This is a genomic window from Candidatus Mycolicibacterium alkanivorans, assembly GCF_022760805.1.
GTDB classification, from domain to species: Bacteria; Actinomycetota; Actinomycetes; order Mycobacteriales; family Mycobacteriaceae; genus Mycobacterium; species Mycobacterium alkanivorans.
In genome coordinates this window covers 3,174,767-3,198,952 of the sequence record NZ_JAIVFL010000001.1, presented here as the reverse complement: position 1 = coordinate 3,198,952, position 24,186 = coordinate 3,174,767, and the positions used below count along the sequence as shown (strand labels likewise).

23 protein-coding genes, 4 tRNA genes and 4 pseudogenes are annotated in these 24,186 nt (G+C 66.6%); 14 read left to right on the top strand and 17 right to left on the bottom strand.

Annotated elements, in window-relative coordinates; translation table 11 throughout:
* Positions 1-14: 14 nt before the first annotated feature.
* Complete coding sequence (locus K9U37_RS15635) at positions 15-797, bottom strand: pyrimidine reductase family protein (protein WP_243072459.1); 783 nt, start codon at positions 795-797, stop codon at positions 15-17.
* On the opposite strand from K9U37_RS15635, the gene zapE reads away from it, so the two are divergent.
* The gene (gene zapE, locus K9U37_RS15630; RefSeq protein ID WP_243073405.1) at positions 796-1,908 is read left to right on the top strand and encodes a cell division protein ZapE; all 1,113 of its coding nucleotides are present in this window, start codon (positions 796-798) and stop codon (positions 1,906-1,908) included. The two genes, K9U37_RS15635 and zapE, sit on opposite strands and share 2 nt — an antisense overlap.
* On the opposite strand, the pseudogene K9U37_RS15625 reads toward zapE, so the two are convergent.
* Positions 1,872-2,129: pseudogene (locus K9U37_RS15625) on the bottom strand (Clp protease N-terminal domain-containing protein); the annotation flags it as partial. The gene zapE and the pseudogene K9U37_RS15625 sit on opposite strands and share 37 nt — an antisense overlap.
* 133 nt (positions 2,130-2,262) lie before the next feature.
* Here K9U37_RS15625 and K9U37_RS15620 point away from each other — a divergent pair.
* Entirely contained in the window at positions 2,263-2,520 is a 258-nt protein-coding gene (locus K9U37_RS15620; protein WP_243072458.1) for a hypothetical protein, read from the top strand.
* A 151-nt stretch (positions 2,521-2,671) separates the two neighbouring features.
* A complete protein-coding gene (locus K9U37_RS15615; RefSeq protein WP_243072457.1) occupies positions 2,672-4,510 on the top strand; it encodes an AMP-dependent synthetase/ligase in 1,839 nt (612 codons plus the stop codon).
* Here the strand turns inward: K9U37_RS15615 and K9U37_RS20085 are convergent.
* Positions 4,507-4,635: a hypothetical protein gene (locus tag K9U37_RS20085; protein WP_272888049.1), complete on the bottom strand. Its 129-nt coding sequence runs from the start codon at positions 4,633-4,635 to the stop codon at positions 4,507-4,509. The two genes, K9U37_RS15615 and K9U37_RS20085, sit on opposite strands and share 4 nt — an antisense overlap.
* Before the next feature lie 145 nt (positions 4,636-4,780).
* Between K9U37_RS20085 and K9U37_RS15610 the strand changes: the two genes are divergently transcribed.
* On the top strand, positions 4,781-5,257 hold the full coding sequence (locus K9U37_RS15610) for a hypothetical protein (protein ID WP_243072456.1): 477 nt from the start codon (positions 4,781-4,783) through the stop codon (positions 5,255-5,257).
* Positions 5,258-5,359: 102 nt separating this feature from the next.
* Here the strand turns inward: K9U37_RS15610 and K9U37_RS15605 are convergent.
* The 3 genes from K9U37_RS15605 to K9U37_RS15595 form a co-directional block, all read right to left on the bottom strand.
* Positions 5,360-5,434 (bottom strand) — tRNA-Val (locus tag K9U37_RS15605).
* Positions 5,435-5,456: 22 nt separating this feature from the next.
* Positions 5,457-5,527: transfer RNA gene (locus K9U37_RS15600), tRNA-Cys, on the bottom strand.
* Positions 5,528-5,555: 28 nt separating this feature from the next.
* Positions 5,556-5,628, bottom strand: a tRNA-Gly gene (locus K9U37_RS15595).
* 174 nt (positions 5,629-5,802) lie between these two features.
* On the opposite strand from K9U37_RS15595, the gene K9U37_RS15590 reads away from it, so the two are divergent.
* A tRNA-Val gene (locus K9U37_RS15590) sits at positions 5,803-5,877 on the top strand.
* Positions 5,878-6,179: 302 nt separating this feature from the next.
* On the opposite strand, the gene K9U37_RS20595 is transcribed toward K9U37_RS15590, so the two are convergent.
* A complete protein-coding gene (locus K9U37_RS20595) occupies positions 6,180-6,419 on the bottom strand; it encodes a hypothetical protein (RefSeq protein WP_243072455.1) in 240 nt (79 codons plus the stop codon).
* The gene (locus K9U37_RS15580) at positions 6,416-6,688 is read right to left on the bottom strand and encodes a hypothetical protein (protein ID WP_243072454.1); all 273 of its coding nucleotides are present in this window, start codon (positions 6,686-6,688) and stop codon (positions 6,416-6,418) included. Before K9U37_RS15580 ends, K9U37_RS20595 begins: the two co-directional genes overlap by 4 nt.
* Between K9U37_RS15580 and K9U37_RS20590 the strand changes: the two genes are divergently transcribed.
* On the top strand, positions 6,581-6,805 hold the full coding sequence (locus K9U37_RS20590) for an acyl-CoA dehydrogenase family protein (RefSeq protein ID WP_372489527.1): 225 nt from the start codon (positions 6,581-6,583) through the stop codon (positions 6,803-6,805). The genes K9U37_RS15580 and K9U37_RS20590 overlap by 108 nt on opposite strands.
* A 162-nt stretch (positions 6,806-6,967) precedes the next feature.
* Here K9U37_RS20590 and K9U37_RS15575 read toward each other — a convergent pair whose 3' ends face one another.
* Positions 6,968-8,524: an acyl-CoA synthetase gene (locus K9U37_RS15575; protein WP_243072453.1), complete on the bottom strand. Its 1,557-nt coding sequence runs from the start codon at positions 8,522-8,524 to the stop codon at positions 6,968-6,970.
* 185 nt (positions 8,525-8,709) lie between these two features.
* Between K9U37_RS15575 and K9U37_RS15570 the strand changes: the two are divergent.
* The 7 genes and pseudogenes from K9U37_RS15570 to K9U37_RS15535 all read left to right on the top strand — a co-directional run.
* A pseudogene (locus tag K9U37_RS15570) lies at positions 8,710-8,861 on the top strand (IS110 family transposase); the annotation flags it as partial.
* Positions 8,862-9,230: 369 nt separating this feature from the next.
* Positions 9,231-10,994, top strand: a complete 1,764-nt coding sequence (locus K9U37_RS15565; RefSeq protein WP_243070538.1) for a transposase — start codon at positions 9,231-9,233, stop codon at positions 10,992-10,994.
* Positions 10,995-11,162: 168 nt separating this feature from the next.
* The gene (locus tag K9U37_RS15560; protein WP_243072452.1) at positions 11,163-12,254 is read left to right on the top strand and encodes an acyl-CoA dehydrogenase family protein; all 1,092 of its coding nucleotides are present in this window, start codon (positions 11,163-11,165) and stop codon (positions 12,252-12,254) included.
* Between the two features lie 173 nt (positions 12,255-12,427).
* Positions 12,428-13,468, top strand: a pseudogene (locus K9U37_RS15555) (BtrH N-terminal domain-containing protein); the annotation flags it as partial.
* Between the two features lie 249 nt (positions 13,469-13,717).
* On the top strand, positions 13,718-14,662 hold the full coding sequence (locus tag K9U37_RS15550) for a class I SAM-dependent methyltransferase (RefSeq protein ID WP_243072451.1): 945 nt from the start codon (positions 13,718-13,720) through the stop codon (positions 14,660-14,662).
* Positions 14,663-15,259: 597 nt separating this feature from the next.
* On the top strand, positions 15,260-15,967 hold the full coding sequence (locus K9U37_RS15540; protein ID WP_243072450.1) for a hypothetical protein: 708 nt from the start codon (positions 15,260-15,262) through the stop codon (positions 15,965-15,967).
* A 72-nt stretch (positions 15,968-16,039) separates the two neighbouring features.
* Positions 16,040-16,852: a site-specific integrase gene (locus tag K9U37_RS15535; protein WP_243072449.1), complete on the top strand. Its 813-nt coding sequence runs from the start codon at positions 16,040-16,042 to the stop codon at positions 16,850-16,852.
* Here K9U37_RS15535 and K9U37_RS15530 read toward each other — a convergent pair.
* The 6 genes and pseudogenes from K9U37_RS15530 to K9U37_RS15505 form a co-directional block, all read right to left on the bottom strand.
* Positions 16,846-17,286 (bottom strand): transposase family protein, encoded by a 441-nt coding sequence (locus K9U37_RS15530; protein ID WP_308197391.1) that lies wholly within the window; start codon positions 17,284-17,286, stop codon positions 16,846-16,848. The genes K9U37_RS15535 and K9U37_RS15530 overlap by 7 nt on opposite strands.
* Positions 17,287-17,447: 161 nt before the next feature.
* On the bottom strand, positions 17,448-18,422 hold the full coding sequence (locus K9U37_RS15525) for a transposase (protein ID WP_243072448.1): 975 nt from the start codon (positions 18,420-18,422) through the stop codon (positions 17,448-17,450).
* A 92-nt stretch (positions 18,423-18,514) separates the two neighbouring features.
* Positions 18,515-19,465, bottom strand: a pseudogene (locus tag K9U37_RS15520) (ISAs1 family transposase); the annotation flags it as partial.
* A gap of 148 nt (positions 19,466-19,613) precedes the next feature.
* Positions 19,614-20,912, bottom strand: coding sequence for a DUF2786 domain-containing protein (locus K9U37_RS15515; protein ID WP_243072447.1), 1,299 nt, complete (start codon positions 20,910-20,912; stop codon positions 19,614-19,616).
* Between the two features lie 133 nt (positions 20,913-21,045).
* Positions 21,046-21,369, bottom strand: a complete 324-nt coding sequence (locus tag K9U37_RS15510; protein WP_243072446.1) for a transposase family protein — start codon at positions 21,367-21,369, stop codon at positions 21,046-21,048.
* A 92-nt stretch (positions 21,370-21,461) separates the two neighbouring features.
* Positions 21,462-22,421 (bottom strand): tyrosine-type recombinase/integrase, encoded by a 960-nt coding sequence (locus K9U37_RS15505; protein WP_243072445.1) that lies wholly within the window; start codon positions 22,419-22,421, stop codon positions 21,462-21,464.
* Positions 22,422-22,693: 272 nt separating this feature from the next.
* On the opposite strand from K9U37_RS15505, the gene K9U37_RS15500 reads away from it, so the two are divergent.
* A complete protein-coding gene (locus tag K9U37_RS15500) occupies positions 22,694-23,494 on the top strand; it encodes a transposase family protein (protein ID WP_243072444.1) in 801 nt (266 codons plus the stop codon).
* A 7-nt stretch (positions 23,495-23,501) separates the two neighbouring features.
* On the opposite strand, the gene K9U37_RS15495 is transcribed toward K9U37_RS15500, so the two are convergent.
* Entirely contained in the window at positions 23,502-23,882 is a 381-nt protein-coding gene (locus tag K9U37_RS15495; protein ID WP_243072443.1) for a type II toxin-antitoxin system death-on-curing family toxin, read from the bottom strand.
* A complete protein-coding gene (locus tag K9U37_RS15490; protein WP_243072442.1) occupies positions 23,879-24,076 on the bottom strand; it encodes an antitoxin Phd in 198 nt (65 codons plus the stop codon). Before K9U37_RS15490 ends, K9U37_RS15495 begins: the two co-directional genes overlap by 4 nt.
* Positions 24,077-24,186: the final 110 nt, after the last annotated feature.

Sequence of the window (24,186 nt, the reverse complement as noted above, 5' to 3'; positions counted from 1 at the left end):
GCACGCCGGCCCGTTCAGCTCACGCACGTGTAGCGGCCGTAGAGGTAGCCCTCGTCGTCGGAGATCAGGTGCCCGCGCTGCATCCGGGACAGCACCTGGCCGCCTCCGGCGGTGATCCGCGGCGCCGACCCGCCGACCAGCACCGGTGCCGTGGTCAGGCACATCTCGTCGAGCAGGCCCGCCGCCAGGAAGGTGCCCATCAGGCTCGGGCCGCCCTCGCAGAGCATGCGGGGCAGTCCGCGCTCGGCCAGCGCCGCCACCGCCGTGGCGGGGTCGACGTGTGCGGAGTCCTCGGCGGAGCAGTCCAGCACCTCGGCCGCCGCACCCAGCTGGGTGCGCGCCTGCGCCGCGGCGTCGGCGCAGGTCAGCACCAGCGGCGGCACCTCGGTGCGGGTCAGCACCGCAAGGTCGCGGTCGAGCCGCCCGGAGCGGGTCACCAGGGCGATGGGTGGAATCTCGCTCTGGCCGCGGCGCTGGCGGTTGCGGCGCTGGGCGACGGTCATCTGCGCGCCGGAGTAGTTCTCGGCGCGCGCGGTGCCCGCGCCGACGACGATCACGTCGGCCAGCTCACGAAGGATCCGGAACAGGCGGCGGTCGCCGAGGCCACCGAGCCCGCCGGAGGTCCCGTCGGTGGTCGCGCCGCCGTCCAGAGAGATGATGGCGTTGGCGCGCACCCAGCGCGGCGCGTCGGGCGGATAGGCGTAGAGCGTGTAGAGGCCGTCGTCATCGACTGGGCGGCTGTGGCCCAGCAGTGTGAAATGCGTCCCATCCGGGTCGCCGTGACTTGGGCTGGCCATACGGACGATTGCAGCACGTCGTTACAGTTCCCGGATGGACCGCCGCGCGACTGAACGCAACTTGCGTCCCAAGCGTGACCGTCTCGTCGACCGGCATCCCACGGTGTCGCCGGAACGGCTCATCGCCCAGCTGGTTCCGCCGCCCACGTTCGCCGATGTCAGCTTCGACACCTACCGGCCGGATCCGGCGGAGCCCACGCAGGCCGCCGCGGTCGCGGCGTGCCGGCAGTTATGCGAGGAGGCGCTGCGCCGGCGCGCGGGCCGCAGGAAGCTGTTCGGCCGGCGCGAAACACTGCCCGGTGTCGGGCTCTACCTCGACGGCGGGTTCGGCGTGGGCAAGACCCACCTGCTGGCGTCGGCCTACCGGCAACTGCCGGACTCACCTGAACATCCCAGGGCCTTCGCGACTTTCGGTGAGCTGACCCAGCTGGCCGGGGTGTTCGGCTTCACCGAGTGCATCGAGCTGCTGGCCGACTACGTGGTGGTCTGCATCGACGAATTCGAACTCGACGACCCCGGCAACACCACCCTGATCTCGCGGTTGATCTCCCAGTTGGTCGAGCGCGGGGTCTCCATCGCCGCGACCTCGAACACGCTGCCCGAGCAGCTCGGCGAGGGCCGCTTCGCCGCACAGGACTTCCTGCGTGAAATCAACACGCTGGCAAGCATTTTCACCACCGCCCGGGTCGAGGGTCCGGACTATCGGCACCGCGGTCTGCCGCCGGCACCGGTCCCGCCGTCCGACGACGAGGTCGCCGAGCGCGCCGGAGCCACCGCCGGAGCCACCCTGGACGACTTCGGTGAGCTGTGCGCACACCTGGCGACGATGCATCCCTCGCGGTACCTGACCCTGATCGAGAGTGTGTCGGCGGTGTTCATCACCGGCGTTCACCGCATCGACGACCAGAACGTCGCGCTGCGGCTGGTCTCACTGACCGATCGTCTCTACGACGCCGGCATTCCGGTGGTGGCCTCGGGCGCCGAACTCGACACCATCTTCTCCGAGGAGATGCTGGCCGGCGGCTACCGCAAGAAGTATCTGCGGGCCACCTCCCGCCTGCTCGCGCTGACCAGCGCCGCGCAGTCAGGATCGGTGCTGCGGGGCAGGTAGGCGTCGTCGGCTCTGAGATTCGAGATCTTTGGCACGAACCGCTTCTGGGCCGCCTGCTTGGTGACGCCCATGCGCTTTCCGATGTCGCTCCAGGACGCGCCGGAACGGCGGGCTTGGTCGACGAAGTGACCGATCAGGTGGTCGGCGACGTCGCCGAGGTGCTCGGCGGCCAGTGCCGCGTCGAGGCGGACGGGGTGGGCGATGCGGGAGGGATGCTTCATGCGCCACGCCCAGGTGTTGACGCACCAGTGTTCGTCAACGGGAGTTGACGATCGACGCGCCAAGGCTCATTACCTGGCCGTCCCGGCTCGCGGCGATAGGCTCTGCTGGGCTGAGGGGGCAGCAGTGAATTCGATGAGCATCCGGCTGGTGACGGCCGTCGCGGCCGCTGCTGCTCTGATCGCGGGCGCCGGGCCCGCGCCGCAGCTGCGAGCGCAGGACAGCTGCCCCGTCGGCCAGGGCCCTGACGACCAGGACCGCTGGCAGTGCGTGCACGAGTGCCCCTCGGGCCTGTTGTACGACGGCCAGAGCGGCCTGTGCGTTGCCCCGCCCGGCGTGCCACCGCCGACGCTGCCGCAGACGCCGCAGATCCCTCAGATCCCGCAGATCTGACACGCCGCGTGTGATCCCCCGGGCGCCGGGGTACACCCCGCGGTGATACCGACAGACGGGGAGATCAATGCCGACGAGCGTCCGACCAATCGCATCCCCCCGGCTTGCCCATTCCGCCACCGCCGGGGTCGCGGGTTCATAAACTCGCGCCATGGCAGGCCTGCACAAATCCCAAGAACAACTCGACATCAGCAAGATCGAGGACCGGGCGCCGTCGGTGCCGCGGATGTTCTTTGATCGTGTCGCGGCCACGCCTAACGCCGAAGCGTTCCGTTATCCCGACAATGGCGGGTGGACCAGCGTCACCTGGCAACAGGTCGGTGATCGCGCCGAACTGATCGCCGCGGGGCTGGTGTCGCTCGGCATCAATCCCGAGGACCGGGTGGCACTGGCCTCGGCGACCCGCTACGAGTGGGTTGTCGTCGACTTCGGCGTCCTGTCCGCCGGTGCGGCCACCACCACGGTGTACCCGACCACCAACGCCGAGGACGTGGCCTTCATCGTGGCCAACTCGGGCAGCCGGGTGGTCGTCGCGGAGGACCAGACCCAGGTGGACAAGCTGGTGCAGCACCGCGCGGAGCTGCCCACCGTCGAGAAGGTGGTGATCATCGACGGCACGGGTGACGGCGGCTGGGTGATCACCCTCGAGGAACTCGAGCGGCTGGGCCAGCAGCTTCTGGCCGACCAGCCCACCGCGGTGACCGAACGGGTCGACGCGATCCAGCCCGAGCAGCTCGCGACGCTGATCTACACCTCGGGTACCACCGGAAAACCCAAGGGCGTCAGGCTTACTCACCAGGCGTGGACCTACACTGCCGCGGCTCTGGACTCGCTGGGTGTTCTGACCGACAAGGATTTGAACTACCTGTGGCTGCCGCTGGCGCATTCGTTCGGCAAGGTGATGCTGGCGCTACCGCTGGTGATCGGCTTCCCGACGGTGATCGACGGGCGGGTCGACAAGATCGTGGAGAACCTCGCCATCATCCGGCCCACCATCGTGGGCGCGGTGCCGCGCATCTTCGAAAAGGTGCATGGCCGGATCACCGAGATGATCGCCGAAGAGGGCGGCATCAAGAAGCGGCTGTTTGATTGGGCGATCGACGTGGGCCTTCAGGTTTCCCGGGCCAAGCAGGCCGGCCACCGGGTGGGGCCGCTATTGGCGGTGCAGCACAAACTCGCCGACCGGTTGGTGTTCTCGACGATCCGCCAACGCTTCGGTGGCCGGCTGCGGTTCTTCATCTCGGGTTCGGCAGCGCTGGACCGCGACGTCGCCCAGTGGTTCGACGCGGTGGGCGTCGTCGTGCTCGAGGGCTACGGCCTGACCGAGACGTCGGCGGCGTCGTCGCTGAACCGCCCGCACGCCTACCGGTTCGGAACGGTCGGCTGGACGTTCCCCGACACCGAGGTCAAGATCGCCGACGACGGCGAGGTGCTGCTCAAGGGCCCGGGCGTGATGAGCGGCTACCACGATCTGCCTGAGGCCACCGCCGAGGCGATCGACGCCGACGGCTGGTTCCACACCGGGGACATCGGCGAGCTCGATGCCGAGGGCTTCCTGCGGATCACCGACCGCAAGAAGGACATGTTCAAGACCTCGCAGGGCAAGTACGTTGCCCCGTCGGCAATTGCGGCCACCTTCAAGGGCTTGTGCCCGTTCGCCAGCGAGATCATCGTCTACGGCGAGAGCGAGCCTTACTGCGTGGCACTGGTCAGTCTCGACGGCGAGGCGATCCGGGAGTGGGCGGATCGCAACGGCCTGGAGGGCAAGTCATTCTCCGAGATCGCTCGTGACGAGAAGACCAAGGAGCTGATCGGCGGCTACATCGACACGCTGAACAAGCACCTCAACCGCTGGGAGCAGGTGAAGCGCTTCTCGATCATCGACCGCGAATTGACGGTCGAGGCAGGCGATTTGACGCCGAGCCTCAAGCTCAAGCGCAAGGTTGTCGTGGAGAACTTCCACGACAACCTCGATAAGCTCTACGCCTAGCGGGATTCGGAGTTCGCGCGGTGCGCCTTGCGGCGCACCAGGTTGGCGACCACACCGATCTCCACACGCAGCAGGGTGTCCCTGGCGACGATCAGGAACATGATCCACGGCGCGAAGGAGAACAAGCAGCTTCACGAACGACACGATGCCCCCACCATTCGGTTGTGGGCTGGCATCGTAGCCCGTGAAGGTTGCACCGGACGTAACCTTGGAGTGCGCCGACGCGATGGTGAGGGAGTGAAGCCGATGAAATGCCGTGTGGTGGTGCTCATGGCGGCCGCCGCGTTGGTCAGCCCTGGGGTTGCGCACGCTGACTGTCCTGTTCCGCAGGCCGGCGCGGCCTGTGGCGAACGGCTCGCCGACGCGATGACGCAGCGTCCTGGCGGCAGCGAGTTCCTGGTGTGCCGCACCTTGCCGGACGGCTCCCGCGCCTGGGCCGAGGCGCCCGTTCCGTTCGACCCGAGCGACAAATGGTTCAGCTACGGGCCGGGGATCACCCTGCACGGTCAGGGTTTCCGCAATCCCAACCTGTCCTCTGGAAGCTGGACTGCCACGCCGCTGAACCCCGACACGGTCTGCGGCGCAGAGCAGGTCGCCGTGGTGAGTGCGGGAGTCCTTGCAGCACCGCAGAATTCGCAAGGCGAGCCCGGACAGCCGGTGTCGGTGGAGATGCTGCCCAGGCTTTTCACCGTCACGATGACGGGCGACTGCCTGTGGTCCAGAAACCAGACGTTGTTCGACTGGTAGCGCACGGCGTCAAGCGGTTGGGCGGGACCTCGCCGAGGTGGCGTACCAGGGCGCGCGCTGAGCGCGTCGAACTCGATAGCGATTGTGCACTGCATAAAATACTGGTGCGCGATACTGGGATTGAACCAGTGACCTCTTCCGTGTCAGGGAAGCGCTCTCCCGCTGAGCTAATCGCGCGGGGAGATCCGTAGATCCTCGGAGGTGGAGACGGGAATCGAACCCGTGTGCACGGCTTTGCAGGCCGTTGCCTCACCACTCGGCCACTCCACCGTTGGGTTTGATGCCAGTTGCACCTTCGAGCGGATGACGGGATTCGAACCCGCGACCCTCACCTTGGCAAGGTGATGCGCTACCAACTGCGCTACATCCGCACGCCACGGGCGAGATCGTCACCCGGTGCGAAGCAAGACAATAGCCGACGCCATGGAAGCCACACAAATCCCGATGGTCACGTCCGGTGTGACGAGCGCATTCCGGGCCGAACGATCCATCGTGCTAGTGTTCCTCTTCGGCGCAGTTGCCAGTCGACGGTCTGTTCGCCACTTGGTCTCGTAGCTCAGCGGGAGAGCGTCCGCCTCACACGCGGAAGGTCGCTGGTTCGATCCCAGCCGGGACCACCAAGAAAGGCCAGGTAGATGGCAGTTTCTGAACCGTTCCGCCGCGTGGGGAGTCGCAGAGGTGACACAAGTTGACACATCAGCTTCTTTATCCGCCCGATGGGGTGGCCAGTTGGCGGCGTGGATTGTTTGCTGGATACAGGACCGGAATACTCCTGCGGCGGGCTCCACGCTCAACTGGCGAGCATCACCGAGCGCCTCAGCTGTGTTCGGCGGCGGCGAGTCGAATTTTTGATGTCAGCGACGCGACGGGGGTTGCGACACACAACGCGCGAGCGGTGCGGCCGGGACGAACCGGCCCCCGGTTACTTCCCCGGCGAAGCACCGCCACCGGCGACGACTCTGCCCAGCACCGCGGCGGCGTCGGACAGTGCGGTGTCGGTGGAGTGCGTGTAAACCGCCAGCGTGAACCTCGCATCAGTGTGCCCGAGCCACGCGGCGATCACCGCCTCCTCCTCAAGAGTCCCGAAGGCCATCCCGAGACCGGTGCGCCTGGTGGCGCCGATCGGGTGGCCGCGCGCCAGCAGTCCGCCGGACACGTTCACCGGACTCGTGCCGCGCCGACCCCGGCTTCCGGCCCCTGAGCCGGGTCGGGCTGAGCTTCGACGACACGTTCGTCCCGGCCGACCACGAGATCACCGATGGCGGCAGCGGCCTGGCCGCGCAACTGGCCGACTTCGACCTCACGCGGGCGTTGCTGGGTCTGATGGTGCTCGGAGCCGCCCACCGCGCCATGACGACCACCATCGAGTGGGCGCGCCAGCGGGAGGCGTTCGGTGCGCCGATCGCCACCTACCAAGGGGGTGTCGTTCACGCTCGCCGAGTGGGACACCCAGCGCGCCACAGCAGGAGATCGGCCATCGCAGGCTCGCCCGACGATCTGCTCGCGGAGCGACTGATCCGTCCTTCACGGGGGGCGCGGTCGGCGTGATCACCCCCCGGTAGGTGGACACGAAGAGTCCCTCGCCCCGGGCGATTCATCGACTCTGACTCGCCTGCGATGCACGCAGTCGTCCCCGAGGTCGTCGGCGACGAGTTCACCCCCGCGGTCACGCCGGGCTGGAAGCTCGACGTGGATTCTGCCGGAGATGCCTCAGCGCTGGACGACGCCGCCCTCGACACCGGTGAACCGCTTGCGCAGCTCCGTCTTGAGGAGCTTGCCGGTGGCGTTGCGGGGCAGCTCGGGAAGCAGGTGCACCTCGCGCGGACACTTGAAATGCGCCAACCGCTCGCGGCACCACGCGATCAGTTCGTCGGCGCCGGGTTCCTGCTCGGCGGCTGGGTCGGCCACCACCACCGCGACGACGCGCTCACCCCATTTCTCGTCCGGACCGCCGACTACCGCGGCGTCCAGCACGCCGGGGTGACGGAACAGCACCTGCTCCACCTCGATCGGGTACACATTCTCCCCGCCCGAGATGATCATGTCCTTCTTGCGGTCGACCAGCGTGATGTAGCCGTCTGCATCGATCCGACCGAGGTCGCCGGTGTGGAACCAGCCGCCCCGGAAGGCCTCGGCGGTCGCCGCCGGCTTCATCCAGTACCCCACGAACACGTTGGGTCCGCGCACCAGGAGCTCGCCGACGGTGTCGACCGGAACGTCCCGGTCGTCGGCGTCCACGATCCGGGCATCGACGTGCATGGCGACCCGGCCGATCGACCCGGCCCGCATGGTGATGTTGGCGGCGTCCAAGACCGAGACCATGGGTGCGGTCTCGGTCATCCCGAATCCCTCGGTGAAGGGGACGCCGCGTTGATGCATGAAGTCGATGACGGTCAGCGGCACCGGCGCGCCGCCGCCCATGGCCAAACGCAGCGCCGAGAGATCGTAGGAGTCGAAGTCGGGCACCTGAGTCAGCGCCGACCACATCGCCGGCACCATGAACTGGACGGTGGCCCGGCAATCGGCCATCGCCTTGAGCGTGGCCACCGGGTCGAACGACGGAAGGATCACGCTGGTCCCGCCGACGTAGAGTAACGGCAGCGTATGCACCCCCAGCCCGCCGATGTGGAACATCGGGGCCACGGCCACGGTCACGTCGCTGCCGTGCAGGCCCTGGTCGGTGCCCAGCACGTTGACGGCGTTCCACAGCAGGTTGTCGTGGGTGAGGATGGCGCCCTTCGGGCGGCCGGTGGTGCCCGAGGTGTACATGATGAACGCGGGGTCGCGGCCGTCGACGTCGCTGTCGAGAGGTCCGGGGGCACCGCCGGAGAGCAGGTCGGTGTAGGCGATCTCGCCGTCGGCCGCGGCGCCCCCGGTCCGGACGGTGTGTCGGACCCGGACCCCCGGCTCGGCCAGCGCGCTGACCGCCGCCGCCGCGAGCGGCTCGTGGAAGACGAACACGTCGGCGCCGGCGTCGGCGAGGATGTAGCCGATCTCCGGGCTGGCGAGCCGGACGTTGATCGGGATGGTGATGGCGCCGATCTTCGCGCAGCCGAGTAGGACCTCCATGAACTCGACCGAGTTCACCAGGAGCGCGGCCACCCGGTCCCCCTTGCGGACGCCGAGACGCAGGAGGCTCGAGGCGACCTGGTTGGTGCGCCGTTCGAGGTCGGAGTAAGTGAAGCTGGTGTCACCGCAGACGAACGCCGTGCGCTGCCCGTTGAGGAAGGCCCGTTTAGTGACCCACTGACCGATACCGCGATCCATGGCGTACTCCTCCGCCGCCGCGTCGGCGGCTCCTCGTGGTTGAGAATTGCTCGGTGAGGCAGCCGTCCGCCCATGTCCTCCGAAACGGACACGAACGGACGCAGGATGTTCGGTACGACCGTGGCAGGTTCAGGCTGTGCTGCGCCACATAGTTGAGGATCATCTCCCGGCTGATCGGCGCGGTGCGCACCCGCCGCGCCGCCGGAGACTGGAACCACCAGGCCCAAACGACACCTGTTCAACAATTTCCTCGGCCAACTCCACCATTGCCTGCAAACCGGCCAGCCCTATAACGAACACCGTGCATTTCCACCTCACCCTTCCACTGGCGGCTTGACTTTTGACTTCGTGAGATGTCTGACACGTTACGGTAGCGGCTACTACTAACGCCGATTTTCGCGGAGCGGTGATTATCTGATCGTGGGTTCGCGCAGATCGTAGCTGATGGCGTCGCCAGGTTTGGATGGGTTGCGTAGCAAGGCGATTCGGTGCGCGGTGATGTGATCGCGGCGCGACATAGTGAAGGCATATCGCTGACTGATCAGTTAATACCCGGCTGGCACTGAGCCCATCCGGTCGAAGGACCCGAATGTCAACCGACGGCAACTGGAACTACATTGCTGCTATTTCAAGGGTTCTGGCGCGATCAACCCCCGAGTCGGGCGACACGCGTTCGCAGGTCCTTGATCGCCGTGACCGAGCACGGTTGACTATCAGTATCGACCAGTCAGCGAATGCCCCGCAAGCAGCCCGGGTGGGTGGCGAGTTCTTCGCCGTCCCCGCCGTGGGCCCGCAGACCCGCTACGAGGCATTGCGGGCCTATCTGCTCGACGGTGAACCCGCCGCGGCCGTAGCCGAGCGGTTCGGCTACACCACCGCCGGGCTGCACTCGGCGGTGGCCGACTTCCGCGCCGGGGCGAAGAACTTCTTCCTCGATGCCCGTCCCGGCCCCAAGACCGCACCCGGCAAAGACGCCGCCCGGACCCGGATCATCGCCCTGCGCGCGCAGGGGTACTCCATCGATGAGATCGCCGCCGAGCTGGCCGCCGAGGGCATCGGGTTGAACCGCACCGGGATCAGCGAGGTCATCAACGAGGCCGGCCTACCCCGGATCTGGCGCCGGCCCGACGCCGCCCGCGGCGGCCCCCGGCGCCAAGACCTGCCCCGGGCCCGCGCACTGGCCGCCGACGACTACGCCCAGCTGCCCACCGACGCGCCCACCCGGATGGCCGGGCTGCTGCTCGTGCTGCCCGACCTGCTCGCCGTGGACCTGCCCGCACTGGTCACCGCCGCCGGCTACCCCGGCACCCGCGACATCCCCGCGATCAACTACCTGCTCGCTCTGCTGGCGGTCAAGCTCACCGGCACCCGCCGTGTCTCCCACGTGCACGATCTGGCCGCCGACCCCGGCGCCGCGCTGTTCACCGGGCTCACCGCCCTGCCCAAGACGACCGCGCTGACCACGTACTCCTACCGCCTGCAACACGCCAAGCAGAAGAAGTTCCTGACCGCGTTGGACAAGGCTTCCGTCGCCGCGGGCCTGGCCACCGGCGAGGTGCTGAACCTGGACTTCCATGCCGTCATGCACTGGGGTGAGGACGCCGCGCTGGAAAAACACTACGTGCCCTCACGCTCGCAACGCACCCGCAGCGTGTTGACCTTCTTCGCCGAAGACGCCGACTCCCACGCCCTGCTCTACGCCAACGCCGACCTCGTCAAAGCCACCCAGAACAACGAGGTCCTCGACTTCGCCGAGCACTGGAAAACCGTCACCGGCACCCACCCCGCCCTGCTCGTCATGGACTCCAAGGTCACCACCCAAACCCAGCTCGGCGAACTGACCCAGCGCGGCATCGGCTTCATCACCCTGCGCGCCCGCACCCCCAAACTCACCGCCCACCTGCACGCGCTACCCACCAGCGCCTGGACGAAGCTGACCGTGGCCCGCGCCGGCGGCCGAACCCGCCGCGTCCAGATGATCGAAGACCCCGCCGCGCGACTATCGACCTACCCCGGCACGCTGCGTCAACTCGCCGTCGCCGGCCTGGGCCACGACGAGCCCACCATCCTGATCACCAACCAGCACTCGATGCCCGCCAAACAGGTCATCGAGACCTACTCCCGCAGAATGAACATCGAGCAACGCCTCGCCGAAGCGATCCGCTCCTTCCACCTGGACTCCCTCACCGGAGCCGTCCCCCTCAACATCGACCTCGACGTCGTGCTCACCGTCCTTGCCCACACCCTTTGCGCCGCCCTGCGCCGCCGCATCCCCGGCTACGCAACCGCCACCCCCGACACCCTGCAACGCCGGTTCCTGTCCACCGGCGGGCACATCCTCAACCACGGCAACCAGATCGTGGTCCGCCTCGACCGGCGCACCTACTCACCCGTACTGCGCCAAGCCAACCTGCCCACCACCTCCGTCCCCTGGCTCGGCGGCCGCACCGTGCGCTACGAGTTCGCATGAGCAGGCATCAAAATGAGGGTCAATTCGCTGAGTGAAAATCGGCGCTAACATCCGATGACAACGGGTTCGGCGCGGCAGGTCGTGCCGCCCCTCCCCGAACGGTTACAGCAGGAGCGCCCACATGACTCAGCCGGATCAGCGCGAGGTGGGGTCGGCCGCAGCGGACCCGTGGATCACGCCCGAGCGCGTCTCGTCCCCCACCTGCAGGACTGGGAAGACGCCGGCGAGCTGCCCCGGGAGCTGCACCGCCGTGCAGCCGCCGCGGGCCTGCTGGGCATCGGTTTCGCGGAAGAGGTCGGTGGCTCCGGCGGCGACCTGCGCGACTTGGTGCTGCTCACCGAAGCCGTGATAGAGGCCGGCGGCTCGTCGGGCGTGCTGGCCAGCCTGCTCACCCACCACATCGCCGTGCCGCACATGGCCGCGCAGGGCGATCCCGAGCAGATCCGCAAGTTCGTGGCGCCGACACTGGCCGGGGAGAAGATCGGCAGCCTCGGCATCACCGAGCCCGACACCGGTTCCGACGTCGCCGCCATCCGGACCACCGCACGCCGCGACGGCGACCAGTACGTGGTCAACGGCGCGAAGCTGTTCATCACCTCGGCGGTCCGGGCCGATTTTGTCACCACCGCCGTGCGCACCGGCGGCCCGGGCTCGTCGGGAATCTCACTGCTGGTGGTGGAGCGCGGTACCGCGGGTTTCGCGGTCTCGCGCACCCTGAAGAAGATGGGCTGGCTGTGCTCCGACACCGCCGAACTCGGCTTCTCCGACGTGCGCGTGCCGGTGGCCAACCTGGTCGGCCCCGCGGGCAGCGGCTTCCTGCAGATCATGCAACAGTTCCAGGTCGAGCGTGCCTTCATCGCCGTGCAGTGCTATGCCACGGCCCAGCGCTGCCTCGACCTGACGCTGGAGTGGGTGAAGCAGCGCGAAACCTTCGGCCGGCCGCTGTCCACCCGGCAGGTGGTGCGGCACAAGATCGTCGACATGGCCACGGCCGTGGATGTGGCCCGTACCTACACCCGCGCCGCCGTGGACCGCATCGTCGCGGGTGACACCGATGTGCGGATGGTCGCGATGGCGAAGAACCAGTCTGTGGAGGCCTGTGCGCTCGCCGTCGACACCGCCGTGCAGCTCTACGGTGGCATGGGCTACCTGCGCGAGACCGAGGTCGAGCGGCACTATCGCGACTCGCGCATCCTTGGTATCGGTGGCGGCACCACCGAGATCATGAAGGAGATTATCGCCAAGCGGATCGGCCTCTGAGCGAGAGCCACCCTTCGACGAGAACGGCCAAGGACATCCTGGTGGCCAGCCTGGATCCCGCCGCACCGGATCCCGGTTTCCACACCTACGATCCGCGGGGGAACCCGCGTGGCGAAACGGATTGTCCTTCCGAGGCTTAACAGCTCTGCCATTGGATACGCAAGGAGGCGGCGATGACCAGGGTGCAGATTCCCTACCGGCATAGGAACGGAGGGCATTGCGGTTCGGGCGCGCTTCGCGACCTCACTGAATGGGCCGAACTCGGTTGGGGAACAGGAGGACCCAGTGAAGGATTGGTCTTCGCCCTCGGTGGCGCCTTGGACTTCTCCTACGTCCGCTCTCCGCAGTTGTCTCCGCAGGCCTACCTGGTGGGGCGGGGAAACGACCTGGAGGACGACTACCTCACCCGGATTGGCGCAAAGTTCGTCGTGCAATCGACCGATGACCCAGACGCGGGATGGGCATTTGTGACCGACGAAGTCGACAAGGGTCGACCGGTCATGGTGTGGGCTGACATCGGCGAACTTCCCTATCTGCGCGTCCGGCTGCATATGAGTCGCCACGACATCGTCATCATCGGATACGATGACGAGCAACGGGTGGCCTATGTCGTCGACAATGACCGCGACACCACCCAACTGGTTCCCTATGATGATCTGCGACGAGCACGGTCCTCAGTTGGGTTCCCTACGCCTACCCGGCACACCACGTATCAAGTCGACTGGCCGGACCGAGTTCCCGACCTTCGCCCCATTGCGGGTGCCGCACTGGCTGCGAGCGCAGCATTCATGCGCGGCGACGCCGTGGGTGCGCCGTCCCTGCGCGTCGAGGCGGCTGAGGTCGAATCCTCGGGTTTGAAGGGTGTGCAGGACTTCGCCGATGACTTACGTTGTTGGCCAACACTGTTCGACGACGATGCACTGACCGCGGCATTGTTCGGGCTCGGGGCGTTCATCGAGAAGGCTGGCACCGGGGGTGGGCTGTTTCGCACGTTGCAGGCACAGGGTTGCCAGGACATCGCCGACCTCCTACATGACGCCGCCACCGCCGAGGCGGCGGCGGCGGCCAGAGACGCTTCCAAGGCGTGGTCTGCGCTTGCGGCCGCAGCCACCAATGTCGGCACATCGCTGCTGAGCCGAAGCCTAGCTGCGGCCGATGTTGCCGCGATGATCCCGGAGGCCGAGATGCGTCTCGTCGAAGCCCTCGAGGACGCCAGTCGATCCGTTGGCACCGTCGATATCGACGTCGAGTCCCACCTGAAAACCTCGAACTCCCACACCACACAGGAGGTCATCCACAATCACGTAAGTAGAGCCGAAAATACAACGGCGCAGGGGGTCGAGCACGTTGGACCACAGAGAGCGCGACCGTGCGCTGACAGTGTCGCGTGCCGCCCAATCAACGGCGCCCCTTCGAGGGTGTAGACAACTAACTAATCGACCTGCGGGCTGGAAGGGAATGCGATGTCGCGGACTGACAATGACTCCTGGGATATCACGCATAGCGTCGGAGCGACCGCACTCGGTGTCGCCGCGGCGCGCGCCGCGGGGACCGAGAGCGAGAATCCCCTCATCAGCGACCCCTTCGCGCGCGTCTTCGTCGATGCCGCGGGCGAGGGGATTTGGAGCATCTATTCCGATCCCAAGCTCCTGGCTGAGGCGATCGAGATGGAACCCGCGGTGCGAACGCGGATCCAGCTGATGATCGACTTCATGGCCACGCGCACCGCGTTCTTCGACGAGTTCTTCCTGAACGCGGTCGACTCCGGGGTGCGCCAGGTGATCATCCTGGCGGCCGGGCTCGACGCGCGCACCTGGCGGCTGCCTTGGCCCGACGGCACCGTCGTCTATGAACTCGACCAGCCCAAGGTGCTGGATTTCAAGTCGAAGACGCTGCGCGAGCACGGCGCGCAACCGGCGGCGCGACTCGTCAATGTGCCGATCGACCTGCGCCAGGACTGGCCAAAGGCGTTGCGGGAGGCAGGTTATGATGCGACACAACCAGCCGTCTGGTCGGCCGAGGGGCTGGTGCGTTACCTGCCGGCGCAAGCTCAGGACCTGCTGTTCGAACGCATCCATTCCCTCAGCGCCGAGGGCAGTTGGCTCGCCTCCAACGTGCCCGGCGCAGGTTTCACTGATCCCGACAAGCTTCGCAGGCAACGCGAGGACATGCAGCGCATGCGGGCCGCGGCCGCCAAGCTGGTCAACGCCGAGGTCACCGACTTCGATGACCTCTGGTACCCCGAGGAGCGCACGCCCGTGGACCGCTGGCTGCGTGAACACGGTTGGGATGTGTCGGCGGCAACGTTCCCAGAGCTGATGGCTCGCTACGGCCGCAGCATCCCGCAGGATGCACAGGATTCAATGCCCCCGACCGTGTGCGTGTCCGCACAGCGACGCTCGGGCTGATTCTCGTCTGTTTGCTCCTTCATTTGGGCGTGAGTACAACGAATGGGGTTGCAATTCGTTACGGCTGGCAAGCGGCCTGCTCGACGCTGCCGACGCGTTCGATGGCCGGCTTCGCGAACTGTTCTGCGGATTTGCCGCTCGCAGTTTCACGCCCCGGCGCCCAATCCCACCGCATGCGCACCGCAAACGCGCGCTGGCGCCGCGCCGCTGCTGGTGGTGCCGTCGCGACTTGGGCCGGCGCCAAACGTGTCCCAGCCGAACCTCGCCGTCGCTTCGAGGCTGCCGAAGCACTGGGCAGGGGTCTGTCGACCGCCACCGTGATGGGACCACTTTGACCAGGGTTTAGCCAGCTTCATTGGACCACCCGTTTGCCAGTGATGGGACCACCAGCGTGTCGCGCCGGTGGTCGCTCGATTACAGGGTCGGATCACTTCATGTCGATCGATGTGAAGGAGGTCCGCTGAATGTATCGGGAGGTTTCGGTGATCGAGGTACGTGAGCTGTTGCGGGTGTGGATGACGGGGGTCGGCTTGCGCCGGGTGGCTTCATTGGCCGGGGTGGACCGCAAAGACCGCACGCGACTATACGAATGCGGCGGTGTTGGCGGGGCTGGACCGAGGCGGTGATCTGGACCAGCTCACCGACGAGCTGATCGGCGCGGTGATCGAGGCGGTGCGTCCGGGCCGGCCGGATGGCCACGGTGCGGCATGGGAGTTGTTGCGCGCCAACCACGATCAGATCGTCGAATGGGTCGGCAAGGACTTGACAGTGGTCAAGATCGGTGACCTGCTGGCACGTCGCGGCATGATCGTGCCGCAGCGGACCCTGCACCGGTACTGCACGCAGCACACCGACTACCGGGGTCGCGGCAGCGTTGGCACGGTGCCGGTGGCCGACGGTGAACCCGGGGTGGAATGCCAGATCGACTTCGGCAAGATGGGCAAGATCTTCGATCCCGAATCTGGGCGCAACCGGGTGGTGCACGCGTTGATCTTCACCGCGGTCTACTCGCGGCACATGTTCGTGTGGCTGACGTTCAACCAGACCCTGGAGGTGATCATCGCCGGCTGCGAGGCGGCCTGGCGATTCTTCGACGGTGTCTTCAAGGTGTTGATCCCCGACAACATGACACCGATTGTGCCCAAGGCTGATTCGGCCGATCCGCAGTTCAGTGTGGGTTGGACGGAGTACTCGCAAGCCCGGGGATTTTTCACCGACCCGGCCAGGTGGCCCACCCGTGCGACTATCCCGAGGATTTGGTTATCCGGAGTGTCCGGCGTTGATGGAGGTCGAAGGCGTCTGTAGTCCTGATTCCTCGGGATAACGATGGGTGCCTACGCTGCTCGTCTCTGTCGTGTATCTCGAGAGGAGCAGCAAATGCGTGGATCTGTGGGCGGGGTGGTCGGGCGGGCAGGCGACGTGGTTGCTGGGCTGGGGCATGCGCCGTCGACGTTGTGGCAGTACCGGTGGGCGTGGTCGCAGTTCGAGTCGTTCTGTTCACGTGAAGGCGCGGACCAGGTCACGGACGAGGTCGTCGCGTCGTTCTTGCGGTTCGTGGCCGAGGAGCACCGGCAGGGGCGGATCAAGGATTGGAAACGCAAGCTGCTACGCAAGTCGGCGTTGGTGCTGGCCGAGGTGGCGGTGACGGGTTCGTACCGGTGGCGGCAGTCGCGCCGGTCGCACCCCAATGACGTGCTGAACGTTGCGTTCCGGCCGGTTCAGGAGCAGTTCGAGGCGTGGCTCGATCATCGCAGGCTGGCGGTGGCGACGCGGGAGCTGTATGCGACGGTGTCCCGCACGGTGCTGGCCTGGCTGCCCGAGCGTGGTGTGTCCGCCATCGAGGGCCTCTCGCGCGCGGACGTATCGGCTGCGGTGGTGTTTCTCGCCAGTCGCTACCAGGCGGGGAGTATGCGGACCGTGGTGTCGGCGTTGCGGGTGCTGTGCCGCTTCTTGGAGGATGCCGGCTGCCGCGCGGGACTGTCCGCGGCGGTGCCAGCGACGTTCGCTCGGCGTCGCAGGTCGGTGGCGGTGCTGGCCGCTGATCGGATCGAGCAGCTGGTCAACTCCCGGATCCGACCACGGGGCAAGGGCTTCGCGACCGGGCGTTGCTGCTGTTGGCGGCCAGGACGGGTCTGCGCCCCGTCGACATCGTGGGTCTGCGCCTGGGTGATATTGAGGTTTTCTCAGTAGTTTCCCCTCTGGAGAGTTGATAGGACGATTGCGGCAGCAACAATCTGGCCAATTCTGGTTGGGCACCGTCTGATTCGCCGAAGACACCGCCAGCGTTCTTTGAGTTCGGCATTGGCGCGTTCCCCGATCGCCCGAATCGCGGTCAGCAGCGTGTTGTAGCTGCGATTGGCGACATCGAGGTCACGGCCTTTGACCGGGCTGTGCACCCCGATCCCGGCGCCCTCATATCCCTTGTCCGCCAACGTCGGTAGCCCGTCGGCGGCGGCCTCGTACAGTGCGCCCAGACAGTGTGCGCGGGCAGCGGTGATGTCATGCACGCTGCCCGGTTCGACCTCGCTGGACCACACCGGGAACCCGGCCGGGTCGGCGAGGATCTGCACGTTGCCGCCCTGGGTCTTGTGCTCGCCCGAGTACCACAGGCCTCGAAATTTCACGGTAGGCCGGGTTGGCCCGTGACGGGCGGCGGTTCGGCCGTTTCGGTCGTGATTCTGGGGTAGCGGATAAGCGGCGGCGCCGCGTGTCGTGCGGTGGCGCCGGGTTCCACGTTCCCGGTGGGGGTACTCCTTCCTGGGTTGCTCGGGCAAGGTGGCTGTGGTCAGGGGATAGCGCGGACGCGGTTGAACGCGTCGGCGAAATCTTCTGCCCAGGGCCAGGGTTCGGGGATGCGGAGGATCAGCATGCGGGCATGGGAGACGAGGCGGGCAGCGGCGTGCAGCAGCCGGTAGCGCAGGGTGGCGGGCTCGGCCTTGGCGAGGGCGCCGTCGAGCAGCAGCAGCCGCGTCCAGCACAGCAGGTCGATCGCGATCGCGGCCGCGGTGATCCAGGCGGTGTTGATCGCGAACGACCCGGATGGCCATTTGGCCAGGCCGGTCGCTTTGCCGCAGCGGATGAACCCCTCCACGCGGGCGTGTACCCGGTGTCGAGCCTCCAATCGTTGGGCCTGCCCGCCGGCGGCGGCGGTGGCCAGCGGCTGGTAGCGGTAGCCGTTGGCCTGCTCGAACAGCGATAGCTGCGCGCCGGTCTCGATCTCCTCCCGTCGCACCAGGATCCGCATCCCGTCCGGCCAGGTGTCGAGCCGATCGCCGCCGGTACTGTGCCGCAGCAGCCCGGTCACCTCGGCGACCTGCGCGTCCCCGCGCGCCTTGCCGGCGGCGTCGAGCGCGGCCTCCCACACCTGCTCGGGGGTCTGCCCGATCGCGGTGCGGACCCGCTCGTCTAGGTCGAATCCGACCGAGTACTGCACCGACCAGCCCGGCCGGGCGTTCAGCGCGGTGAGGTGCTCGACCACGGCGTGGCTGGATCCGGCGCCGTCGATGCTGACCAGCAGGTTGCGCCGCCACCGCGCGGGTACCGCGGCGATCGCGGCGTCGATGATCGCGATGTGATCGGCGGCCGTGTTCGACCCCGCGTTCCCGCTGCGTGCGATGACCGCCAGCAGCTCCCCGGTATTGTCGCACCACGCCGTAAGCGGGTGAAATCCATAGCCGCCCTTGAAGTTTCCCGCCGCGCATTCCTGACCGAGCTCGGCAAAAACCGGCTGGCGCGGCGGGCCACTAGCAGCCGAGACCACCCATGCGTTTCTGGCCAGGACTGGCGCGAAAGATCGCCGGGTCTGGTTGACGAGCAGAAAGCAAAGCCGAGGCACCTCGTGCCCCAGTGGCCTTGCACCCAGGTGGCGAGTCGCTGCGGCGGCGCGGCGGTGTGACGTGCGGAGGTGATCAGGTAGACGACCTCGACGGTTTTGGTTTCTTTGTCGGTGACGGTGCGGCGAAGTTGGGCGACCTGGGCTGCGCCGGAAAAGTCGATCCAGTCGGGAACATCGGCGACCTTGATTGTGCGGGTGACCCGCCGGCCACGGTCGGTGGCCCTGGCCGTGTGGGCGGGGATGTCCTTCCACGGCAGCTTGTTGAGCTTGTGGTGCAGGGTGGGCATGTTCGCCTTCACCGTGAACACGTAGTCGCCGCCGGCTGCGGTGATGGCTGTAGCGGTATCGGTCTGGGTGTGCATCGCATCGAGAGTCACCACCGCGCCGTCAAGTTCGAGAGATCCCAATAGTGTTCGGGCGGCGGGGATTTCGTTACTTTTCACATCGACAGCGACCTGTCCGAGGACGACGCCGGCATCATGGTCGAATGCGGCGACGAGGTGCGGCGCCTTACCGTCAGGGCGGGTACGCGCGCCTCGGACCGTCTTGCCGTCCAAGGCAATCACCCGGCGCCGATCAACGGTGAAGGTCCGCGTCCACATCCACAGGCCCAGCGCCCGGTCGAGGGCGTCGGCATCGAGGCGGGCGAACAGTTTCCTCAATGTCGACTCGTCGGGAGCGCTACCGCTGGGGAGTCCGAAGGAGGCCAGCTTGTCGGCTGCGGTCTCTGCGGCCCACTGACCGATCGCCGCGAACGAGCGGCACCCGGCCATGGTGGCGGTGACTGCGAGCGCAAGCACCCCGGCCAACGGGTAACGCACCCCACGCCGGTCGCGTGGGTCGGGCACTGTCTGCAGGGCTGCCAACAGTCGTTGGTGGCGCGTCGTGTTCGTATCGGCGGGCAGTGTCGGGGAAGATGGCACGCGGGTGTGACCTCGAGTTCGGATGGATGGCTTCGCAACCTGCATCCAAACCCGTTGGTCACACCCGCCACAGCAGCCACGCCGATCACACGGCGATAAATCCCAAGGTCAAAGAGCCGCGCACCAACCTTTCCGGCACCCTGACTTTTCCACCGGTCCCGATAGGATTGTCTTCGCCGAACCTCCTCGGACGCTACCCTGCGATCGAGGCGTGCACGTCGAGCAGAGCCAGGTCCGCCGCTGCCCGCCCGGCACCCCAGCCCGCTCGGTTGGACACCGATACCGGGCGATGCCGCATTGACGGGAAGAGTCGGTCCGTGAGCTCATCAGCCGCCCGGCTGCGTGCCGCCAGCACGGGAAGTAGCCGGCAGTCGGCTATCTCGGCCGTGACCGTCGCATTCGTGGTGTCGAGTCGCTCGCCGATGCGAGTGGCGTATGCGACGAGGAACGATTGGCGAAACGATCTCGTCCGTGAATGGCCACGGCTGCTGAGCTGGCTGCCCGCAGCCAGCATCGCCCGGTTGGCCTGCACCAGCAGCGACGTGGTGAGCAGTTCGACGAGGTTGATCTCGGTTTCGGCTCCGACAACCGTGACGAACCCGAGGTTTTCCGTCCACACCGTACGACAACGGTTGGCCGTGGCCACGGCCTGCACGAGCAATGCCTTGGCCCCGGCGTAGGGGCTATCGATCCATATCCGGCGCCCGGCTGCCACCGGTTCCCGATTGTGGTCGTGGTCAGCAACGCATCGATGCAACGAGTACCTGCTCATCAGTTCCTGGGCCTTGGCTGAGAGCGCTTCGGCCTCTTCGGGGAAATTGGTTGCCTCGGCCTTGGCCAGCAGGGCGCGCACCCTGGCGAGACCCTTCTCGTCGAGCTCGCCCGCCGTGGTGGGGGTGTGTTGGCGCGCGCCCGGCAGCGGCAGCAGCGGTTCGAGCACAACAAGTGTCCCCAGCAGGGCCAGCACCTTCAGTACAACGGTCAGCGCCGCGCAGCGGTCGGTGCCGTTCAGAGTTGCCCAGCGCCACATCTGCGGTGTCTGTGTATTCGGGTCGATCCCGGCTGAAAGGACGACGAGGTCGGCGTGCCATCTCGGGTGCAGCGTGGCGACCGCGTACCGCTTGGACTCGCGGACTATTGCCTCGGCTAGGTATCCGGCGGCCGATGGTTCGAGCTTGCGACGGGCGAACTCGTGAAGGTCGGACGGCAACCAGCCCGCCTCCCACGCCGCCCGGATAGCGTCGGCTACAGCGGTGTCGGCCGCCAGGTCGAGATCCCGCTCCGAGGCGGGTAACTCCGCGAGCAATTCAGTGGCGTGCAATTCCGCGTCGTCGTTGGAGCACATCGCCGCGTGACGCAAGGCTTCGATCAGGAGTTCTTGCCAGAGCACTTGGTCGGGCGCAGGGTCGAATCTCATGCGCTCTTGCTCGGAGGGGCCTCGCCGCCGGTTCTTCTGCTTTGCGGCCCGCTTCTCCCGGTTGCGTCTGCTCATGCACCGAAGTCTGGCAGAAGGGTCGACACGTTGTTGGCAGACGCGCCGCCACAGCGCAGCGAGGCGCTGACGCATCTGACCCACCAGGTCACCAGCAGTCCCCGGAGGGACCCCTGCGCTGACACCGACCCGCTTAAGTCATTGGCGTGAACATCGAGTCAGGCTCGGTCCATGGGATCCCGACCTGACTCACTCCGTGGTCAGGGCAAGCTACCCGTGGCGGACTGACATGCAGAAAGATGGGAACGGACACCGGGTTGACATGTCGCCACGTCTGCTCGGCCGAGTGGTCATAAACCGGCAGCGACGCATCGCAGTGTGGACAAACGAAATGGGCTCGCGCCATATGTTTAACCCAGATGTTTACCCCGCCGGTGGTCGCTGATGGCTTGATCCGTGCAATCTTCCACGGGGCTTCCAGTCCCAGCAGATGGCGGAAAATCTCGGTGTCGCGCATGTGGCAGATGATCTCATCCCCGCGCTGACACCTCCTCAACCGGCTTTCGGCCGTATCCCGCTCGAACTCGTTGTTCGGGTGCCCAGCCTCGGCTACCTGCCCAGTTGGGTGTCACGTCGGAGGCGGGCGGCGCGGATCTCGTCGTCGGCGATCTTGTCTGCGAGCAGGGTGTAGATCTGGGTGGTCTCGGTGGAGGCGTGACCGAGGCGTTTGCGCACCACCTCGATCCCGACCCCGGAGTTGATCAGTTCCGTGGCGTGGCTGTGGCGCAGTTGATGGATATCTATCGCGACTTCGGCTGCGGCGCAGTAGGATTGCCAGCGGTTGTGGGCGGCCGAGTACGACAGTGGGCCGCCCTTTCCGTTGATGCTGGCGCGGAACATCGGCCCGCACGTGTACCCAACTCGCGCCAGGTACAGCTTCACCAACGCGACGTAGCAGCGGTCGTCGAGCAGCACGGTGCGCACCGTGCCGCCCTTGCCGTGCACGCGCACGTGCTCGTCGTCCACAGTGAGGTCGAAATCCTCGACATACAGCCCGCACGCCTCCGAGGCGCGTAGGCCGCACTGGTAGGCGGTCTCGAACAGCACCCGGTCCCGCAGCACATCGGTGGTGATGTCCTTGCGGGGGCGCCGCGAGCAGATCGCGTTGAGGACTTTGAAGATGTCGGCTGCGGGTGCCGGCCGTGGCAGGGTCTTCGGCACGCTGATGGTGTCCACCTTGTCCAGGGGGTTGGCAGGTATCCGGTCGTGGCGCACCGCCCACCGGCAAAACGCGGACACCGCGGCCCGCGTGCGTTTGCGAGTGGCCGGGGCTTGTCCGGCGATCGATGACAGGAAAGCCCGGATCGGGTCGACACCCATCGTGGTCAGGTCGCCGTCGTAGTGCTCGGCGAAGGCGGTCAGGTCTCCGCGGTAGGCGCGGATAGTGTTCGCTGATGTGTTCGCGTTGCGGAGGTCTTCGAGGAACGTCTCGATGTGCATCGCGAGCGGAACGACTACCTCCGGTTCGCCGGTGGCCACCGCTGCGGTGTCGGTCGTGCCGGTCGCCATCGGCCCATCCTCGAAGTTGCCCGATAACCAGGAAACCAACCCTGCGGCCAGCGGGCGGTTGCCACCCACGGATATGTCACAAGAGCCCAATAGAGCCCGAAAATTGAATCCTCCCCGGCTAAAGCCGGGAGGATTCAATGAGGTTTTCTCACTTGGGGCGTGTGAGGTTGGTGTGACTGGAGTTTCCAGCGTGTCGTGAGAGCAGGACGTGGGGTTCCTGCTCAAGGATCGGTTTCGACCAAGAAAGCCGTTCCGCCGCAAGAGGACCCCACGTGTTCACCTACTCTGCCATCTGCGACGTCCCCGAGGAAACCCTGCTTCATGTGACCGCGTTGCTGCGCGCGCACCGGCGCGAGATCGGCACCCGCGCCGGGCGACGCGCGGGCACGGTGCGCACGCAGGCCAAGCTGGTGCTGCGCTGGTTCGGCGACGACGCCCCGATCCGGCTGCTGGCCTTCGAGGCCGGGCTGCCGATCTCCACCTGCTACCGGTATCTGCACGAGGCGATCGACGTGATCGCCGAGCAGGCACCCGACCTGCACGACGTGCTCGACCGGGCGAAGCGGGAAGGCTGGTCGCACGTCACGCTGGACGGGACGCTCATCGAGATCGACCGGGTGAACGAGCGCACCGAGGCCGGCCATCACCTGTGGTACTCGGGTAAGCACAAGACCCAGGGCGGCAACGTGCAGATCCTCGCCGACCCGGCCGGGTTCCCGGTGTGGTCCAGCGAGGTCGAACCGGGCAGCGTGCATGACATCACCGCTGCCCGCGCACACTGTCTGGGCGCGCTGTACAAGGCCGCCGCCGACGGTCTGCCGACGTTGGCGGACAAGGGCTACCAAGGTTCCGGGATCGGGGTGCACAGCCCGGTCAAAGGCCGTGACCTCGCCGTTGACAATCGCAGCTACAACGCGCTGCTGACCGCGATTCGGGCGATCGGGGAACGCGCCAATGCCGAACTCAAAGAACGCTGGCGGTGTCTTCGGCGAATCAGACTGTGCCCAACCAGAATTGGCCAGATTGTTGCTGCCGCAATCGTCCTGTCAACTCTCCAGAGGGGAAACTACTGAGAAAACCTCAATCCGCGGCGAGGGCTTGGAGCCCGCCAGCAATTTTGGGCCAGTCGATTTCACCCAATGCCGCCGTGAGTACCAACTGCTCGGCGTGGTCGACGTCGTACACGTCAGGCAGGTCAACACCATTCAGTCGAAGAAACGCCCACGCGGACGCCCAGGCGGTCCTCTTGTTGCCGTCTACGAAGGCGTGATTGCGTGCCAGTGAGTGCAGCAACGCGGCGGCCTTGTCCCGGAGCGTCGGGTATGCGTCGTCGCCGAAGGCGCTTGTTTGTGGCCGGGCTACCGCTGATTGCAATAGCCCCTCGTCGGTGACGAGGAGGGGGAATCCGCAAGCGATTCCACCACCAGCAACGATGTCGTCGCGCTCAAGGTAGACGGTCATGCGAGGCGGCGGTTTAGCTCGCTTGATCGGGCCGTCACGTACTCGAACGCCTCGGTGACGCGGCTAGCGCGGTTGTCGGCGGCTGCCATGATCGCGTCGTGCGCGAACAGCTTCAATGAGCTACCGCTGCGGCTAGCCGCTGTGCGAACGCGCGCCAGCTCATCGTCCGTGAATTGAACATTCAGCGCGGGCATCTGCTCCACCCCTTCCGATCAGGTACCATGATGGTACCTGATTACGCGGGAGCTATCCATTCGCAATCTTGAATCCTCCCCGCCCACACCGATCAATCTTCTCTGCGAGA

Coding starts and splice junctions, on each gene's coding strand:
- K9U37_RS15635 (WP_243072459.1), bottom strand. CDS start 797: ATGGCCAGCCCAAGTCACGGCGACCCGGATGGGACGCATTTCACACTG.
- K9U37_RS15620 (WP_243072458.1), top strand. CDS start 2,263: ATGAGCATCCGGCTGGTGACGGCCGTCGCGGCCGCTGCTGCTCTGATC.
- K9U37_RS15615 (WP_243072457.1), top strand. CDS start 2,672: ATGGCAGGCCTGCACAAATCCCAAGAACAACTCGACATCAGCAAGATC.
- K9U37_RS15610 (WP_243072456.1), top strand. CDS start 4,781: ATGGCGGCCGCCGCGTTGGTCAGCCCTGGGGTTGCGCACGCTGACTGT.
- K9U37_RS20590 (WP_372489527.1), top strand. CDS start 6,581: ATGGTGCTCGGAGCCGCCCACCGCGCCATGACGACCACCATCGAGTGG.
- K9U37_RS15575 (WP_243072453.1), bottom strand. CDS start 8,524: ATGGATCGCGGTATCGGTCAGTGGGTCACTAAACGGGCCTTCCTCAAC.
- K9U37_RS15550 (WP_243072451.1), top strand. CDS start 13,718: ATGTCGCGGACTGACAATGACTCCTGGGATATCACGCATAGCGTCGGA.
- K9U37_RS15535 (WP_243072449.1), top strand. CDS start 16,040: ATGCGTGGATCTGTGGGCGGGGTGGTCGGGCGGGCAGGCGACGTGGTT.
- K9U37_RS15515 (WP_243072447.1), bottom strand. CDS start 20,912: ATGAGCAGACGCAACCGGGAGAAGCGGGCCGCAAAGCAGAAGAACCGG.
- K9U37_RS15510 (WP_243072446.1), bottom strand. CDS start 21,369: ATGCGCGACACCGAGATTTTCCGCCATCTGCTGGGACTGGAAGCCCCG.
- K9U37_RS15505 (WP_243072445.1), bottom strand. CDS start 22,421: ATGGCGACCGGCACGACCGACACCGCAGCGGTGGCCACCGGCGAACCG.
- K9U37_RS15495 (WP_243072443.1), bottom strand. CDS start 23,882: ATGACCGTCTACCTTGAGCGCGACGACATCGTTGCTGGTGGTGGAATC.
- K9U37_RS15490 (WP_243072442.1), bottom strand. CDS start 24,076: ATGCCCGCGCTGAATGTTCAATTCACGGACGATGAGCTGGCGCGCGTT.